Below are 14752 nucleotides of genomic sequence, written 5' to 3'. Positions count from 1 at the left end.
GATGAACGAAGCACTGCCCATCGTCGAGATGCGCGGGATCTCTATCGAGTTCCCAGGCGTGAAAGCCCTCGACAGGGTCGATTTCCGGCTGTTCCAGGGCGAGGTCCACGCGCTCATGGGAGAGAACGGCGCCGGAAAGTCGACCCTGATCAAAGCACTGACCGGTGTCTACCGGATCGACTCCGGGTCGATCGTCGTCGCAGGGCAGGAGCGCAGCTTCGGCGGCGCCGGCGACGCGCAGGATGCCGGGATCTCGACGGTCTACCAAGAGGTCAACCTCGCCCCGAACCTCTCGATCGGCGAGAACGTGATGCTCGGTCATGAGACGCGAGGTGTGTTCGGCATCAACTGGACGGCCACCCACCGCGCTGCGACCGACGCCCTCTCCCGACTCGGCCTCGGCCACCTCGACACCCGCAAACCGCTGTCGACGCTCTCGATCGCGCTGCAGCAGCTCGTCGCCATCAGCCGCGCGATGGCGATCAAGGCCAAGGTGCTCATCCTCGACGAGCCGACCTCCAGTCTCGACGCCGCCGAGGTCGAAGGCCTCTTCACCGTGATCCGGGCTCTGCGCGACCAGGGCGTCGCGATCCTCTTCGTCTCGCACTTCCTCGATCAGGTCTACGCGATCAGCGACCGACTGACGGTGCTGCGCAACGGCCAGTACGAGGGCGAGTACCTCACTCGAGACCTCGACCGCCATGCCCTCATCTCGAAGATGATCGGCAAGGACCTCGACACGCTCACGTCGCTCGGAGGCAACCGCCGCCGCGCACCGCGCGACGCCGACGAGAAGCCGCTGCTCGCAGCATCCGGCATCGCGCGACGAGGCGCGGTCGAGGCGACCGACCTCGACATCCGCCCCGGCGAGGTGATCGGCTTCGCCGGTCTGCTGGGCTCCGGGCGCACCGAGCTCGCCCGACTGCTCTATGGAGCGGATCGCGCCGACGAGGGCACGATCGAGCTGCACGGACGCCGGGTCGACCTCAAGTCGCCCGCCGATGCGCTGCCGCGCCGCATCGCCTTCTCGACCGAGAACCGCCGCGACGAGGGGATCATCGGAGACCTGACCGTGCGCGAGAACATCATCCTCGCGGTGCAGGCCGAGCGCGGCTGGGCGCGGCCCATGAGCCGCAAGGAGCAGGATGCGATCGTCGACCGCTACATCGAGCAGTTCCACGTCCGCCCAGCCGACCCCGACCGGATGATCAAGAACCTCTCCGGCGGCAACCAGCAGAAGGTGCTGCTCGGACGCTGGCTCGCCACGCAGCCCGAGCTGTTGATCCTCGATGAGCCGACCCGCGGCATCGACGTGGGCGCGAAGGCCGAGATACAGGAGGCGGTCGCCGAGCTCGCCGAAGACGGCGTCGCCGTGGTGTTCATCTCGTCGGAGCTCGAAGAGGTCGTGCGTCTCTCCGAGCGGATCGTCGTGCTGAAGGACCACCGCAAGATCGGCGAGATCCAGAACGGTCCCGACGTCACCGCGCAGGTGATCGTCGATGTAATCGCCGCTCACGGAGTGGAGGCCGCGGCCGAGACGCTCGACGACACAGACGGCGCCGTGCCCGATAGCATCGCCCCCACGACCGACAAGGAGGCAGCGCGATGACCGCGTCAGCCGGCACCGCCATCTGGCGGGATCTGATCCACAAGCCGTTCTTCTGGGGCATCGTCGCGATCCTCGCGCTGCTCGCCCTGAACGTCCTCAAGGACCCGACCTACCTCGCGCTCTCGATCAACCCCAACAACGGCAACCTCGTCGGCAACCTGATCGACATCCTGCGCCAGGCGGCGCCGATCATGATGATCGCGATCGGGATGTCGCTCGTGATCGCCACCGGCGGCATCGACCTCTCGGTCGGCTCGCTGATGGCTGTCGCCGGGGCTGTCTCGATGGAGTTCCTCAGCGCCGCAGGCGACTCCTTCGGTGCGGCGCTCGCCGCGGTCGGACTCGCGCTGGTCATCACCGGCATCCTCGGTGCGGTCAACGGTCTGCTCGTCGCCTATGTCGGGCTGCAGCCGTTCATCGCGACACTCGTGCTCATGCTCGCGGGTCGCGGCATCGCCAAAGTGATCACGGGCGGGCAGAACACCACGGCGTCGAACGACTCGTTCCGGTGGATCGCGAACGGCTTCGTGATCGGCATCCCCGTGGTGTTCATCCTCGCCGTGCTCATCGTGATCGCCGTCGGGTGGGTCGTCAGGCGCAGCGCGCTGGGTCTCATGATCGAGGCGATCGGCATCAACCCCCGAGCCAGTCGCATGGCCGGCATCAAGCCGAAGGGCCTGCTGCTCACGGCCTACATCATGAGCGGTATCCTCGCGGGGATCGCCGGAATCATGTCGGTCGGCAGCGTGATGACCGTCGACATCTCGCGCACCGGATATCAACTCGAGCTCGATGCGATCCTCGCGGTCGTCATCGGCGGCGCATCGCTGGCCGGCGGCAAGTTCTCGCTCAGCGGCGCATTCGTCGGAGCGCTGCTCATCGCCACGCTCGACAAGACCGTGCTGTATCTCGGCGTCTCGTCGTCGGCGACCCCGGCGTTCAAGGCCATCGTCATCGTCGCGCTGTGCCTGCTGCAGTCGCAGCGGGTGCGCAGCTGGTTCCGCTCACGTCGCAAGGCCCGACCGGTCGAACAGATCATCGCCAAGGAAGAGGTGTCCGCATGAGCATCGCGACCGCCACCCCCGCTCCGCAGGCGACCGAGACCGTCATCGACCGCGTACGCCGAATGATCACGGCCAACCCGTCCGTGCTGCCGACGATCGCCTCTGTCGTCATCTTCGTCGGAATGGTGATCTTCGGGGAAGTCGCCTACGGCCGCATCCTGCAGTTCAACACGCTGTCGAACCTGCTGATCAACAACGCGCACCTCATCGTGCTCGCCGTCGCGCTGACGTTCGTGATCCTCACCGGCGGCATCGACCTGTCGGTCGGCTCGATCATCGCGGTCTCGTCGGTCGCCGGGGTCATGCTCTCGAACGCCGGCTGGAACGCGTACGCCGTGATCATCGCGATGATCGGCATCGGCATGCTCTTCGGCATCGTCTCGGGCGTGCTGATCAGGTACTTCAACGTGCAGCCGTTCATCGCGACGCTGGCGATGATGTTCCTCGGGCGCGGCCTCGCATCGCTGCTCAGCACCAAGCCCGAGCGACTCGGCGAGGACTCACCGATCCGCTGGATCGGCACGCAGCTGAAGATCATCGACGGCCCCAAGGTCAACGACCTCGTGATCACCCCCGCGGTGCTCGTCGCGGTGATCGTCGTGGCCGCCGCGTTCTTCGTGCTGCACCGCACCCGCACGGGGCGCACGGTCTATGCGATCGGCGGCTCCGAGAGCTCCGCTCTGCTGATGGGACTTCCCGTGCAGCGCACAAAGGTGCTGGTCTACGTGATCAGTGGTGGCCTGGCCGGCCTTGCGGCGGTGCTGTATACCGCACGACTCGGAACCGCGCAGAACATCACCGGCATCGGGTGGGAGCTCGACGCGATCGCCGCAGCGGTGATCGGAGGCACCGTGCTGACCGGTGCGTACGGCTACGTGCTCGGGTCGGTCATCGGGGCGCTGGTGCTCGGACTCATGAACGTGCTGATCACTCGCGACGGCGGGATCCCACCCGAGATGACCACGATCATCACCGGCGGCATCCTGCTCGTGTTCGTGCTGCTGCAGCGGGCGGTCACCCGAAAACGCGAGTAGCTGTCGGTTCGATCGCGTGAAGGACCCCCTGTCCCGATGGACAGGGGGTCTTTTGCGTTCCCCGCAAAATCTCCTCGCCTCGACCGCGCGGTATCCCTGAACACCGGCATGTAGCACGGATAGATCTTAAAACACCTCATATGACTATGTAACGTCTTCATTCGGGCATGTGGGGGCGCGATGACAGATGTGGAGACCGACGAGCTCCGAGCTTTCGCGACACAGGCGGAGAGTGTGCGGGGAGGCTTCGGGTCGGCGGTGGTCGCACAGTCGTCGGGGCTGGGAGCGGACTCGATCGACGAGGCAGTGGCGCGCTTCGGTGATACCTGGTCGAAGGCTCTGGGGCGTCGTCTCGGGGATGTCGACATGCTCGCCGAGAATCTGCGGCAGACGGCTGAGGTGTTCGACCGGGGAGACGAGGCGTCGAGCAGCGAACTCGACCAGATGATCTGGGCCGAGAGCGACTACTGATGTCCGAGTTGGGGATGACGAACGACCCGGTCGCACTGATCCCGGGCTCGTATGCCGCGGCGCACACGGTCGCGTCGGCGTGGCGGTCTCGGTCGGAGGCCGCTACGACGCTGCGGGATGGGTTGCGGGGTCTCGAGGTCGAGTCCGCATGGACGGGGTACCCGTACGAGAAGTACCTCGAACGGGCCGAGTATGTGCGGTCGTCGTGGCAGAAGTGCGGCGAGTACCTGATGAGCGGTGCCGCGGCTCTGTCTGCCTATGGGGATGCTCTGCGGTGGGCGCAGGAGGAGGCAGCGCGGACGATCGACCTGTGGGAGCAGGCGGAGGCGGCGACGATCGCCTCGCGCCAGGCGCACCGGGTGAAGGTCCGGGAGCTGGAGCGCGACCTCGGCCTGCGACACGTCGAGCTCGACGTCCCGTTCATCGATGGCGGGGCAGAACTGCGCGCGCAGGCCGTGGAGGTCCTGACCAACGCGCGGGGCGTGCTGGATCGCTACGCCGCAGAGGCCGCGAATGCCATCTACGAGGCGGCGGACGCGGCGCCACTCGAGACGCCCAAGCAGGCGGAGAGCACGAAGAACTGGGCGGTCGCGGGGGCGATCGGCACGGTCGTGTTCGAGACCGCCGTGCTCAACCCGGCGATAGACCAGCTGAACTTCATCGCCTCCATGGGCAACGCCCTCATCAACCACCCCGACATCCTTCTCGAACTCCTCGGCGGGGTCGCACTCGTCGTCGGTGGCGGCACCATGATCGGCGGCGGAGGCGCCCTCGCGCTCACCGGGGTGGGAGCTGCACCCGGTGGCGGACTCGCGTGGGCCGGCGTCGGTGTCGCCGGAGCAGGCCTCGCGGCCGCCGGGCACGCGAGCAGCCGCTGGATGAACGAGGCGACCGGTGACGATGCGGTGCGCATCGTGGAGCGACCGCCACCGCACCCCGAGCACGGGGGTCGTGACGTTCTCGGCCATTACAACGGTGACGGGCAACGCCCCTGGGTCGACACGGAGAAGATCGGGTTGGACGAAGTCGCGGATGATGTCGGAACGGATGTCATCCGCGACAAGGTGCGTGCGACGATCGAGGGGTACCATCACCGGCCTGGGATGACTTCGGATCAACACCGATACTTTGACGGCCTCTACAGCAACGGCGACGGGACTTGGACAGCGATCGAAGTGAAGGGCGGTACTGGGTCCCGTGATGCTGCGCAGGAGGGATTCGACGCAATGGTGAGTCGCGAGCGCCCCGCGATCGCGACGCTGAATGGCCAGCCCATCCGGATCGTGGATGTGATCCTCAAACATGTTCCGTGAACCTGCCAGCCGCCAACGCCTAGAAGAGAGTCACCATATGGCTATCACTCGCACACATGTCACACAGCGAAACGGCTACAGTCGCATGGCTTTGATCGATAGTGTTCGCCCGTATCCGGATCAGATCCGATTCTCGCTGAACCGGATGAATGGGTCATCGTTCTGGGCGTGGGGTCTGTGGCGGGCGCCGGAAGGAGCCGACCTTCTCCGAGATCTGCCTTTCAACGACGAGTACATGCAGTGCGCCGGCACAGCCGACGCCCTCACGATCGAGGTCCGTCGCCTCGACCCTGACGGCACGGCCCACCAGTACACGGTCGGCAAGCCCGGCGGCGACCGCACGGGTGAGCCGACCGAGGTCATCCACTGGGACGAAGGCCGCCACAGCACCACCGTCTACCCGCACGAGGTCTTCACCGCTGACGAAGCAGCCGTCGTGTTCTACACGTACTTCCTCATGAATGAGGTGTCTCAGCCCTATGAGCTCCGCGATCTCCACCTCAGCTGGCCGAAGCCCGAAGCCAATGAGGGCGCTGGCTGATGCGCATCCGCGTCGATCACGAACCGCTCGCCCAGTCGATCGCGGTTCTCGCTGATACCGCGCAGCGGATTCGCGACCTTCTCGACGGCCTCGATGCCGAGGTCTCCGGGTTGAGGCAGCAGTGGACCGGCCACGCTCAGGAGGCCTACGTCCGCGCTCAACACGAATGGACCGACTGCGCCGACGCCATGCAGTCCGCTCTCACCAGCGCCGCGACCGCCGCCGTCCGCGCGCAGGCGCGCACTCGCGAGGCTGAAGCCCACGTCGCTGGCCTCTGGAGCTGATCCGGCGTCGGAACGTCGTCACACCGTCGGGATCCACACCCGCATGGTCGACGGACCGCGGCGAGCCCAGTCGTGATAAGCGATCAGGGGAGCATTGACCGTCTCACCCGTCGCGCGGTGGCGCACCGGCAGCACGACGTGACCGTCGCGCTCGACGGGCTCGCCCGCCATGACCGCGTCGCCGATGTCGCTGCCGAGGTCGATCGACTCGAGAGCCAGCACCTCGGGGCCGCGCTCGATCACCATGCTGCCGCGCACGGCATCCACCATCGGATGCGGTGACGTGGCGCGCGCCACGATCGGCAGGCTCAGCTCGACGATGTCGCCGGCACGGAAGGCCCGGGTGACCTCGACGGTGCCGGCAGGGGCCGGTGACTCCGTCATCTCATCTCCGCTGTGCACCCGAACGACGGCGCCGTCGGCCCACGACGGCACGCGCAGCGTGAGCGTGAACTCGGCATCCTCGGCGATCGCCACCCGTACATCGCCGTCGGCGGGGTAGTTCGTCGACACCTCGAACGCGACGACCCGTCCATTCCGAAGGGTGGTCCGCACCGACGACGGCGCGTACTGGTGCAGCTGCACGCCGTCGTCATCCGCCGTGGCGACATAGGCACCGAGGCTCGCGAAGGTGCGCGCCACGTTCGGCGGGCAGCACGACACCTCGAACCACGGGGCGCGCAGCGACGACGAGGCGCGTGGCGACGTGGCATCCGGATCCGCCGGCGTCCCCGGCGTGCGCTGATGCAGCGTGTTGGCGTAGAAGAACGCGCGGCCGTCGTCGGCCGGTGACGTCGCGATCACGTTGAACAGGGTGCGTTCGATGAGGTCGGCATGCCTGACGTCACCGGTCGCGAGCAGCAGACGCCACGAGAACATGATCGATCCGATCCCGGCGCAGGTCTCGGAGTAGGCGCGGTCGGGCGGCAGCTCCCAGTCGTCGCCGAACGCTTCGTCCTGGTGGTGCGATCCCTGGCCACCGGTCACATAGGTGCGGCGCTCGACCGTGCGATCCCACTGACCTCGCAGGGCGTCGAGCAGCTCGGCATCCGATTTCTCGATCGCGACGTCGGTCGCTCCGGAGGCGAGGTAGTTGGCGCGCACCGCGTGGCCGCGCAGCGCCTCGGCGTCGCGCACAGGCACGTCGTCTTGGAAGTACTCCTGCCCCCACTCGATCTCGCCCAGCGATCCTCGGCCGTGTCGCTCGACGAAGAGCTCAGCCTGGTCGACGTAGCGCTGCTCGCCGAGCGCTCGGCCGAGCTCCGCGAGACCGACCTCGACCTCGGCGTGTCCGCAGATCGCGTCACGTCCGTCAGCGCCGAACTCCCGGCACACGAGGTCGGCGGCGCGGCGGGCGACGTCGACCAGCCCGTCGTCGGCATCCGGCCTCGTGCGCACCCGGGCGACCGCCGCCTGGAACAGGTGTCCGAGGCAGTAGAGCTCGTGCCCCCACTGCAGCGCCGACCAGCGTTCGCCCTGCCCCTCGCGCCCGAACATCGTGTTGAGGTACCCGTCGGGCTCCTGCGCGGCGGCGATCCGGCCGACCACGCGGCGGAGCCGCTGTTCGAGGTCGCCGTCGGCCGCGGCATCCGTCCGTCCGATCTCCCATGCCATCGCCTCGAGGAACTTGTAGATCTCGGAATCTGAGAACTCGCGCCCGCGGCGCCCCGCCGGCAGGGTGCCGGCCGCGGCGAGGTCGAAGTTCGGCAGCCACCCCTCCGACTCGAGGCGCGACTCGATGTGCGCGAGGGTGGCAGCGCCGTTCACAGTCTGGCGCTCACCCCAGAATCCTCCGGTGATGCGCACCTCGTCGAGGCCGAGAGGGCGCAGGCGGCCGCGTGTGGGGACCACGGGAGCGGCGGGTGTTGTGGTGTCGAACATGGTCATCCCTTGAAAGCGCCGGACATGAAGCCGCGCACGTAGTGTCGTTGCAGGATCAGGAAGAGCAGGATGCAGGGGAGCGCCAGCACGACGACGCCCGCTTCGGTGGCGCCGTAGTCGACGACGCCCTGCACCTGCCCACGGAGGTTGGCGACCGCGAGCGGCAGCGTCATGCGGTTGGTGTCGTTGATGAGGATCAGCGGGGCCATGAAGTCGTTCCATGCCGTGAGGAATGCGAAGAGCCCGACCGTGACGAGCCCGGGCTTCACCGCGGGCAGCAGCACCCGCCACAGTGCACCCCAGCTGGAGCATCCGTCGACCATCGCCGCTTCGTCCATCTCTCGCGGGATCGACTCGAACGAGATGCGCATCATGAACATCGAGAACGGCAGCTGGAACATCGTGATCACGAGCGCGACGCCGACGAGCGAGTTCTGCAGGCCTACCGCGTTGAGGATCACGTAGAGCGGGATCAGCAGAGTCGCGTACGGCACCATCAGGATCGCGAGGGTGAGCAGGAACAGCGCGTTCTTGCCGGGGAACGAGAAGCGCGCGAACGCGTACCCGCCGAGCAGCGAGATGAACAGCGTCAGAGCGACCGTCAGCACCGAGACGAACAGCGAGTTGCCGAGGTACACCCAGATGCCGGCCTGGTATTCGCCGAGGGCGGCGTAGTTGCCGAAACCCCAGCCGTCGGTCTGGCTGGTGCCGGCCATCGGGCTCACCGACGAGACGCCGGTCCAGATGAGCGGGTAGAGGAAGATCACCGCGAGGGCGGTCGTGAACACCCAGTAGGGGATGCCGAAGACGACGCGGGCGGCCTTCGAGCGGTACCGCGGCGCGGTGGGCTGATGGTTCGGCGCGACGATGGTGCGGGTCATGGTCTGGGACATGATTCTCAGCTCTCGCTTCAGTTCTCATCCGTGCGTCGGAACGCGCGCAGCTGGAAGACGTTGATGACGATGAGTGCGAGCAGCACGATCACCGAGAGGGCGCCGGCGATGCCGAGGCTGTTCTGCCCCTGGAAGGCCACGTTGTAGATCAGCTGCACGACCGTCATGGTGCTGTTGTCGGGCCCGCCTTTGGTGAGGATGTAGAACTGTTCGAACGCCAGCAGGGATCCGGTCACGCACATCACGGTCGTGAGCGCGAAGGTCGGCTTCAGCAGCGGCACCGTGATGTCCCGGAACGTCTGCCAGCGGTTCGCACCGTCGATGCGCGCCGCCTCGTAGACATCGTCGGGGATGCCCTGCAGGCCCACCAGCATCAGCAGCATGTAGAACCCCGCATACCGCCAGACGATCAGGAAGATCGTCGACCACAGTGCGCCCTCGGGGGTGCCGAGGAAGGTGATTCCCCACGACTTCATCAGGTTCGCGAACGGGCCGGCGATGGGGGAGTACAGCACGTAGAACAGGAGCGACGCGGATGCCAGGCCCAGGGCGCTCGGGATCAGGAACGCGGTGCGCAGGAAGCCCTTCCACCGCGTCGACTCCTGCACCAGCAGGGCGAGACCCAGCCCCAGGCCGATCAGGATGACGGTCGTGATGAGCGTGTAGAGCAGGGTGAAGCGGATCGAGTCCCAGAAGAGGCGGTGGGTCACCGCATCCGTGTAGTTCTCGGGGAAGTTGATGCCCTGGTTGCCGCTCAGCAGCGGCCAGTCGGATGCCGACATCTGCACCACGAGCACCAGCGGGACGATGAACAGCAGGGCGACGAAGATCGCCGTCGGCGCTGCGTAGAGCCAGCCCTGCACCGGGCCGCCGAATGCGGTGCGCGGCCTGCGGCGACGCAGCGGGGGTGCGGTCGAGGTCATCTCGGTCTCTTTCGATCGGGGGACTGACGAGGTGGATGCGGGGGCGGCGCGCGGCGCCGCCCCCGCGGCGGGTCACTGCGACAGGATCGCGGTGATCTCCTCGTTGTCGGCCGGCACGGCATCCTCGCCGTCCAGCACCGCGTTGCGCACGAGCGTGAGCCACGGGCTGCCCGGTGCGTTGAACGCCTGCTGGAAGTTCAGCGCCACCGGGGTGTCGCCCTGAGCGGCGACCTCGTTGATCGTGACCAGCCGAGGGTCGGCCGCCGCGTACTCGTTGTCGGCGAGGTCGCCGCGTGAGACGGCGTTGCCGTCCTTCGCGAGCACCTCGACCTGCGCCTCCTCCGACATCATCCAGTTGAGGAAGTTCCAGGCCTGCGCCGCCTTCTCAGAGTCCTTCGAGATGCCGATGCCGTCGCCGCCGACGAACGTCGAGGCGCCGCCGTCGACACCGGGGATGCCGGCGACTCCTGCGTCGAACTCGAGGGAGGGGAGCAGCGTCGCGGGGAACGGCATCACGCCGACCTTGCCCTCGCTGAACGCTGCGGTCCAGGTGGGGCCGGCCTCGTCCGTCGAGCTGGGGAGGATCGCCCCGGCATCCTGCAGCTCAGCCCACGTATCGTAGACGGCCTGTGCCGAGTCTCCATCGAGCAGTGATTCGGTGCCGTCGTCGCTCATGACCTCGTCACCCGACGCCCAGATCGAGGGGAACCAGGTGAACACCAGGCAGCCGCCGCAGTTGAGGCCGGTCGCGGTGCCGTACGTGTCGGGTTTGTTCAACGCCTGCACGGCCATCGCGGCCTCGGCGAACTCCTCGAGCGTGGCTGGCGCCTTCTCGGGATCGAGTCCGGCCTCGGCGAACAGCTCCTTGTTCCAGAACAGCATCGAGAGGTCGAGGGCGAACGGCAGCACGTACTCGGCGTCGTCGACGGTTCCGGCCGCGAGGTGACCGGGGTTGATCTCGTCCTTGAAGTCGAGGCCGTCGATCTGCTCGGACATGTCCTGGAACAGGCCCTGCTGCGCCCAGTTGGGCACGTAGACGATGTCGGCGGCGAAGAGATCGGGCAGACCGCCCGACCCCGCAGCGGCGCCGACCTTGGCGACGTAGTCGTCGTTGGGGACGACCGTCAGCTCGACCTGGTTCTCGTGGCTCTCGTTGTAGGCGTCGACGAGCAGCTTGGCCTGGCGCTCGATGGGCGCGCGGGTCCAGAGCGTCAGCGTCGTGCCGTCGTCGGTGCCTTCGGCGGGGATCGGCTCGTTCGACGCCTCGTCGGCGGCGGGGGTGCAGGCGGCGAGGCCGCCGACGATCAGGCCGGCCGCGATGACGGCGGCTGCGGCCCGACGTGCGGCCTGGGTTCGGGTGGTGTTCATGGGCGGGGGCTCCTCTGGGCTCTTCCTCGAGCGGATGCGGTGTGGCGCTTCGACAGTGCAGCGCCGGGAGTGAGGTGGTGCGCGATCGGGCTTTTCGAAATCTACGAAAACCCTTTCGAAAAGGTATAGCGTGGTTGTGGAGGGGGCGTCAACCCTTGTTCCGATAACCTTTCAGCAACAGGGAGTGGGATGACCGATACGACTGGAGCGCGGGCTGTGACCCTCGGTGACGTCGCCGCGCGCGCGGGGGTGTCGATCTCGACGGCGTCCAAGGCGCTGAACGATCGCGGTGACGTCTCGGCGGCGACACGGGCCAAGGTGCGGGCGATCGCCGAGGAGCTCGCCTTCACTCCCAATGCGATGGCCCGCGGCCTGCTCGCGGGGCGCACGGGCACGGTCGGCCTGCTCACGAGTGACCTCGAGGGTCGCTTCATGCTGCCGATCCTGATGGGGGCCGAGGACGCCTTCGGCGCCGGTCGCATCAACGTGTTCCTGTGCGACGCCCGCGGCGACGCGATTCGCGAACAGCACCACCTGCGCGAGCTGCTCAGTCGTCGGGTCGACGGCATCATCGTGGTCGGCCGGCAGACCGACCCGCGGCCGTCGCTCGGCCAGGAGATCCCCGTGCCGGTGGTCTACGCGTACGCGCCGTCAGATGACCCGCGCGATCTGTCATTGACCCCCGACAACTACGCCGGAGGGCGCCTCGCGATCGAGCACCTGCTCGCCTGCGGGCGCCGGCGCATCGCGCACATCTCGGGTGATCCCGCGTACGCCGCCGCGCAGGACCGTCTCGCGGGAGCGCGGGCCGCGCTGGGCGAGGCAGGACTCGAACTCGTCGGCGAGCCCATGTTCTCGGAGTGGACGGAGCACTGGGGCCGCGATGCCGCGGCGATGCTGCTGCAGCGGCATCCCGACATCGATGCCGTGTTCTGCGGGTCGGACCAGATCGCGCGTGGCGTGCTCGACTCGGCGAGGGATCTCGGCCGCACCGTGCCCGATGACCTCGCGGTGATCGGCTACGACAACTGGGAGGTGCTTGCGACCAACGCGAGGCCCGAGCTCACCAGCATCGACGCCAACCTGCAGCAGCTCGGTCGTCAGGCGGCGTTGCGGGTGTTCGACGCGATCGACGGCATCGACATCGGCGAAGGCACGCACCACCTGCCGGTGCGGCTGGTGATCCGCGGATCGACCATCGCTCGGCGCTGACAGCCCTCTCGGGTGTTCGAATCGCGCGAATGACCACATTTCTTCGCGAAACAGGGTCATTCGCGCGATTCGAAGGCGGCCTGGAGGTCAGACGTGGTTGCGCCAGGAGTGCTGAGGGTCGAAGCCCAGCACGCGGCGGGCCTTGTCGATCGACAGCAGTGTCTCGTTCGGTCCGAACTCGCGGGCGACCGGCACGTCGGGGAAGACCTCGGCGAGCAGCTCGGCGTTGGGGCGCGTCATCACGGTGTCGGCGGCCGCGATGATGAAGTTGTCGAACCCGGGAGCCGCGACCTCGAGCGCTCGCTGCACAGCCTGGGCGCCGTCGCGGGCGTCGATGTAGCCCCAGAGGTTCCACTTGCGGCGCAGGGCGTCGGCGTCGAAGTCGGGGAACTCGGCATAGTCCTCGGGGTTCATGACGTTCGAGAACCGCAGGGCTGTGATCGACAGATCGGGGTGCCAGCGCACGAGCTCGGTCGCCAGCTGCTCCTCGAGCGTCTTGACCAGCGAGTAGACCGACTCGGGGCGGGCCGGGTAGTCCTCGTCGACCGGCACGTAGGGCGGCGGCACGTCGAACGGCAGGCCCAGCACGGTCTCGCTCGAGGCGTAGACGACGCGGCGGATGCCGAGACGCACCGCCGCCCAGAAGACGTTGAACGTCGCGGGCATGTTGTTGTGGAAGGTCGCGACATCGCTGCGGATGCCGGGGGCGGGAATCGCGCCGAGATGCACCACGGCGTCGATGCCGTCGTGCCGGTCGCCGACCGCAGTGAAAGCATCCACCACCTGGCCATAGTCCGTCAGATCGACCTGCACGAAGTCGGGGCCGCGTGTGCCTGCGACGTCCATGCCGATGACGTCGTATCCGTGGGCGCGGAGCTCCCTCGCGACGACGCTGCCGAGCTTGCCCGATGATCCGGTGAGTGCGATGCGCATGTCACCAGAGTGGCACGAAGCAGAGGCGCCGGGGCCGCTCGGCATACACTCGTCGGCGTGAGTGACACGAGCAGCGAGCCCCGTCGCACCGTCGGAGTGCGCGACGTCGCCGTGCTCGCCGGGGTCTCGCGGCAGACGGTGTCGCGGGTGCTGAACGACCACCCCGAGGTCGCCGTCGAGACCCGCGAGCGCGTGCTCGCCGCGATGACCGAGCTCGGTTACCGCATGAACAACGCCGCGCGGGCGCTGGGCACCCGGCGTTCCCGCACGCTCGGCGTGCTGGCCACCGACGCGCTGCACTACGGTCCCTCGCGCAGCATCGCCGCGCTCGAGGCGTCGGCCCGCGAGGTCGGATACTGGCTGAGTGCGGCCTTCGCGGATGCGGGTGATGCGGACTCCGTCGTCGCCGCGGTAGATCACCTCGTGATGCAGGGGGTCGAGGGCGTCGTCGTCGTCGCCCCGCACGCCCACACCCTCGACGCCCTCGATGAACTGCGCATCGGGGTGCCGATCGTGACCCTGCATGCGGCCGACCGGGGAGCCCGCGGCCTCTCGGTCGACCAGGCGGCCGGAGCGAGGCTCGCCGTCGCGGCGCTCGCCGACGCCGGGCACACGCGCATCGCACACTTGGCCGGACCCGCCGACTGGCTCGAAGCCGAGTCCCGCACGCAGGGATTCGCAGACGAGCTCGCCGCTCGTGGACTCGCCGCCGGCGCCGTGTTCGAGGGCGACTGGACTGCAGGCTCGGGCTACGCGGCGGTCGACGCCGTGCGCTCGTCGGGAGTGACGGCGGTGTTCGCAGCGAACGACCAGATGGCGCTCGGGCTGCTCGGCGGCTTGCACGAGGCCGGGCTCTCGGTGCCTGGCGACATCAGCGTGGTCGGCTTCGACGACACCCCCGATGCCGCTTACTACTGGCCGAAGCTCACGACCGTGCGGCAGGACTTCAGCGAGCTGGCGCGCCGCGCGGTGGCGGCGGTGCTCGCGGACAGCGCCGGAGCATCGGCATCCGATCTCGCACCGGTCGCCCCGGTGCTGGTGACCCGGGATTCGGTCGCCCCGCCCCGCTGAGCCCTGCGGTGGCCCCATGCGGGGTCGATTTCGCACCTGACCTCGCGGGGTCGATTGTGCACGGGAAACGGCCGAATCCGGTGCGCAAGTGGCCCCGCACGGGGTGGGAGGTGCGAAAGTGACCCCGCACCGCGGTCGTCCACCGGGGTGCGCCG

14 protein-coding genes are annotated in these 14752 nt (G+C 68.0%); 9 read left to right on the top strand and 5 right to left on the bottom strand.

Going from position 1 to position 14752, the window contains the following annotated elements:
- The first annotated feature begins 1 nt into the window (after position 1).
- The 7 genes from FIV50_RS15700 (at position 2) to FIV50_RS15670 (ending at position 6316) form a co-directional block, all read left to right on the top strand.
- A complete protein-coding gene (locus FIV50_RS15700; RefSeq protein ID WP_140038234.1) occupies positions 2-1609 on the top strand; it encodes a sugar ABC transporter ATP-binding protein in 1608 nt (535 codons plus the stop codon).
- On the top strand, positions 1606-2673 hold the full coding sequence (locus FIV50_RS15695) for an ABC transporter permease (protein WP_140038233.1): 1068 nt from the start codon (positions 1606-1608) through the stop codon (positions 2671-2673). The genes FIV50_RS15700 and FIV50_RS15695 overlap by 4 nt, the downstream gene beginning before the upstream one ends.
- Positions 2670-3707 carry an ABC transporter permease gene (locus FIV50_RS15690; protein WP_140038232.1) on the top strand — a complete coding sequence of 346 codons (1038 nt, stop codon included), beginning with the start codon at positions 2670-2672 and terminating at the stop codon, positions 3705-3707. The genes FIV50_RS15695 and FIV50_RS15690 overlap by 4 nt, the downstream gene beginning before the upstream one ends.
- 180 nt (positions 3708-3887) lie before the next feature.
- Positions 3888-4178: a type VII secretion target gene (locus tag FIV50_RS15685; protein WP_140038231.1), complete on the top strand. Its 291-nt coding sequence runs from the start codon at positions 3888-3890 to the stop codon at positions 4176-4178.
- A gap of 14 nt (positions 4179-4192) precedes the next feature.
- On the top strand, positions 4193-5491 hold the full coding sequence (locus tag FIV50_RS15680) for a putative T7SS-secreted protein (protein WP_140038230.1): 1299 nt from the start codon (positions 4193-4195) through the stop codon (positions 5489-5491).
- 85 nt (positions 5492-5576) lie between these two features.
- The gene (locus FIV50_RS15675) at positions 5577-6032 is read left to right on the top strand and encodes a hypothetical protein (RefSeq protein WP_258184306.1); all 456 of its coding nucleotides are present in this window, start codon (positions 5577-5579) and stop codon (positions 6030-6032) included.
- Positions 6032-6316, top strand: a complete 285-nt coding sequence (locus FIV50_RS15670) for a WXG100 family type VII secretion target (RefSeq protein ID WP_140038228.1) — start codon at positions 6032-6034, stop codon at positions 6314-6316. Before FIV50_RS15675 ends, FIV50_RS15670 begins: the two co-directional genes overlap by 1 nt.
- A gap of 18 nt (positions 6317-6334) precedes the next feature.
- On the opposite strand, the gene FIV50_RS15665 is transcribed toward FIV50_RS15670, so the two are convergent.
- The 4 genes from FIV50_RS15665 to FIV50_RS15650 all read right to left on the bottom strand — a co-directional run bounded on the left by FIV50_RS15665 (position 6335) and on the right by FIV50_RS15650 (position 11381).
- On the bottom strand, positions 6335-8203 hold the full coding sequence (locus FIV50_RS15665) for a glycoside hydrolase family 127 protein (RefSeq protein WP_140038227.1): 1869 nt from the start codon (positions 8201-8203) through the stop codon (positions 6335-6337).
- Positions 8200-9078: a carbohydrate ABC transporter permease gene (locus tag FIV50_RS15660; protein ID WP_258184304.1), complete on the bottom strand. Its 879-nt coding sequence runs from the start codon at positions 9076-9078 to the stop codon at positions 8200-8202. The genes FIV50_RS15665 and FIV50_RS15660 overlap by 4 nt, the downstream gene beginning before the upstream one ends.
- A 29-nt stretch (positions 9079-9107) precedes the next feature.
- Positions 9108-10013, bottom strand: a complete 906-nt coding sequence (locus tag FIV50_RS15655) for a carbohydrate ABC transporter permease (RefSeq protein ID WP_140038225.1) — start codon at positions 10011-10013, stop codon at positions 9108-9110.
- A gap of 72 nt (positions 10014-10085) precedes the next feature.
- Positions 10086-11381, bottom strand: a complete 1296-nt coding sequence (locus FIV50_RS15650; RefSeq protein WP_140038224.1) for an ABC transporter substrate-binding protein — start codon at positions 11379-11381, stop codon at positions 10086-10088.
- Between the two features lie 189 nt (positions 11382-11570).
- Here FIV50_RS15650 and FIV50_RS15645 point away from each other — a divergent pair, with 189 nt between their 5' ends.
- Positions 11571-12593, top strand: coding sequence for a LacI family DNA-binding transcriptional regulator (locus FIV50_RS15645; RefSeq protein ID WP_140038223.1), 1023 nt, complete (start codon positions 11571-11573; stop codon positions 12591-12593).
- An 87-nt stretch (positions 12594-12680) separates the two neighbouring features.
- On the opposite strand, the gene FIV50_RS15640 is transcribed toward FIV50_RS15645, so the two are convergent.
- Positions 12681-13526: an NAD-dependent epimerase/dehydratase family protein gene (locus FIV50_RS15640; protein WP_140038222.1), complete on the bottom strand. Its 846-nt coding sequence runs from the start codon at positions 13524-13526 to the stop codon at positions 12681-12683.
- 57 nt (positions 13527-13583) lie between these two features.
- Here FIV50_RS15640 and FIV50_RS15635 point away from each other — a divergent pair, with 57 nt between their 5' ends.
- The gene (locus FIV50_RS15635; RefSeq protein WP_140038221.1) at positions 13584-14597 is read left to right on the top strand and encodes a LacI family DNA-binding transcriptional regulator; all 1014 of its coding nucleotides are present in this window, start codon (positions 13584-13586) and stop codon (positions 14595-14597) included.
- The last annotated feature ends 155 nt before the right edge of the window (positions 14598-14752 follow it).

It is taken from the genome of Microbacterium foliorum (assembly GCF_006385575.1).
In the GTDB taxonomy this organism is placed as follows: domain Bacteria; phylum Actinomycetota; class Actinomycetes; order Actinomycetales; family Microbacteriaceae; genus Microbacterium; species Microbacterium foliorum_B.
The sequence above is the reverse complement of the archived record's forward strand: the minus strand, read 5'-3'. Positions and strand labels throughout refer to the sequence as shown.

What these genes read in the sequence shown, in the direction of transcription:
- FIV50_RS15665 (WP_140038227.1), bottom strand. Translation starts at nt 8,203, where the DNA reads ATGACCATGTTCGACACCACAACACCCGCCGCTCCCGTGGTCCCCACA.
- FIV50_RS15670 (WP_140038228.1), top strand. Translation starts at nt 6,032, where the DNA reads ATGCGCATCCGCGTCGATCACGAACCGCTCGCCCAGTCGATCGCGGTT.
- FIV50_RS15650 (WP_140038224.1), bottom strand. Translation starts at nt 11,381, where the DNA reads ATGAACACCACCCGAACCCAGGCCGCACGTCGGGCCGCAGCCGCCGTC.
- FIV50_RS15645 (WP_140038223.1), top strand. Translation starts at nt 11,571, where the DNA reads ATGACCGATACGACTGGAGCGCGGGCTGTGACCCTCGGTGACGTCGCC.
- FIV50_RS15640 (WP_140038222.1), bottom strand. Translation starts at nt 13,526, where the DNA reads ATGCGCATCGCACTCACCGGATCATCGGGCAAGCTCGGCAGCGTCGTC.
- FIV50_RS15660 (WP_258184304.1), bottom strand. Translation starts at nt 9,078, where the DNA reads ATGACCCGCACCATCGTCGCGCCGAACCATCAGCCCACCGCGCCGCGG.
- FIV50_RS15690 (WP_140038232.1), top strand. Translation starts at nt 2,670, where the DNA reads ATGAGCATCGCGACCGCCACCCCCGCTCCGCAGGCGACCGAGACCGTC.
- FIV50_RS15675 (WP_258184306.1), top strand. Translation starts at nt 5,577, where the DNA reads ATGGCTTTGATCGATAGTGTTCGCCCGTATCCGGATCAGATCCGATTC.
- FIV50_RS15695 (WP_140038233.1), top strand. Translation starts at nt 1,606, where the DNA reads ATGACCGCGTCAGCCGGCACCGCCATCTGGCGGGATCTGATCCACAAG.
- FIV50_RS15655 (WP_140038225.1), bottom strand. Translation starts at nt 10,013, where the DNA reads ATGACCTCGACCGCACCCCCGCTGCGTCGCCGCAGGCCGCGCACCGCA.
- FIV50_RS15700 (WP_140038234.1), top strand. Translation starts at nt 2, where the DNA reads ATGAACGAAGCACTGCCCATCGTCGAGATGCGCGGGATCTCTATCGAG.
- FIV50_RS15685 (WP_140038231.1), top strand. Translation starts at nt 3,888, where the DNA reads ATGACAGATGTGGAGACCGACGAGCTCCGAGCTTTCGCGACACAGGCG.
- FIV50_RS15680 (WP_140038230.1), top strand. Translation starts at nt 4,193, where the DNA reads ATGACGAACGACCCGGTCGCACTGATCCCGGGCTCGTATGCCGCGGCG.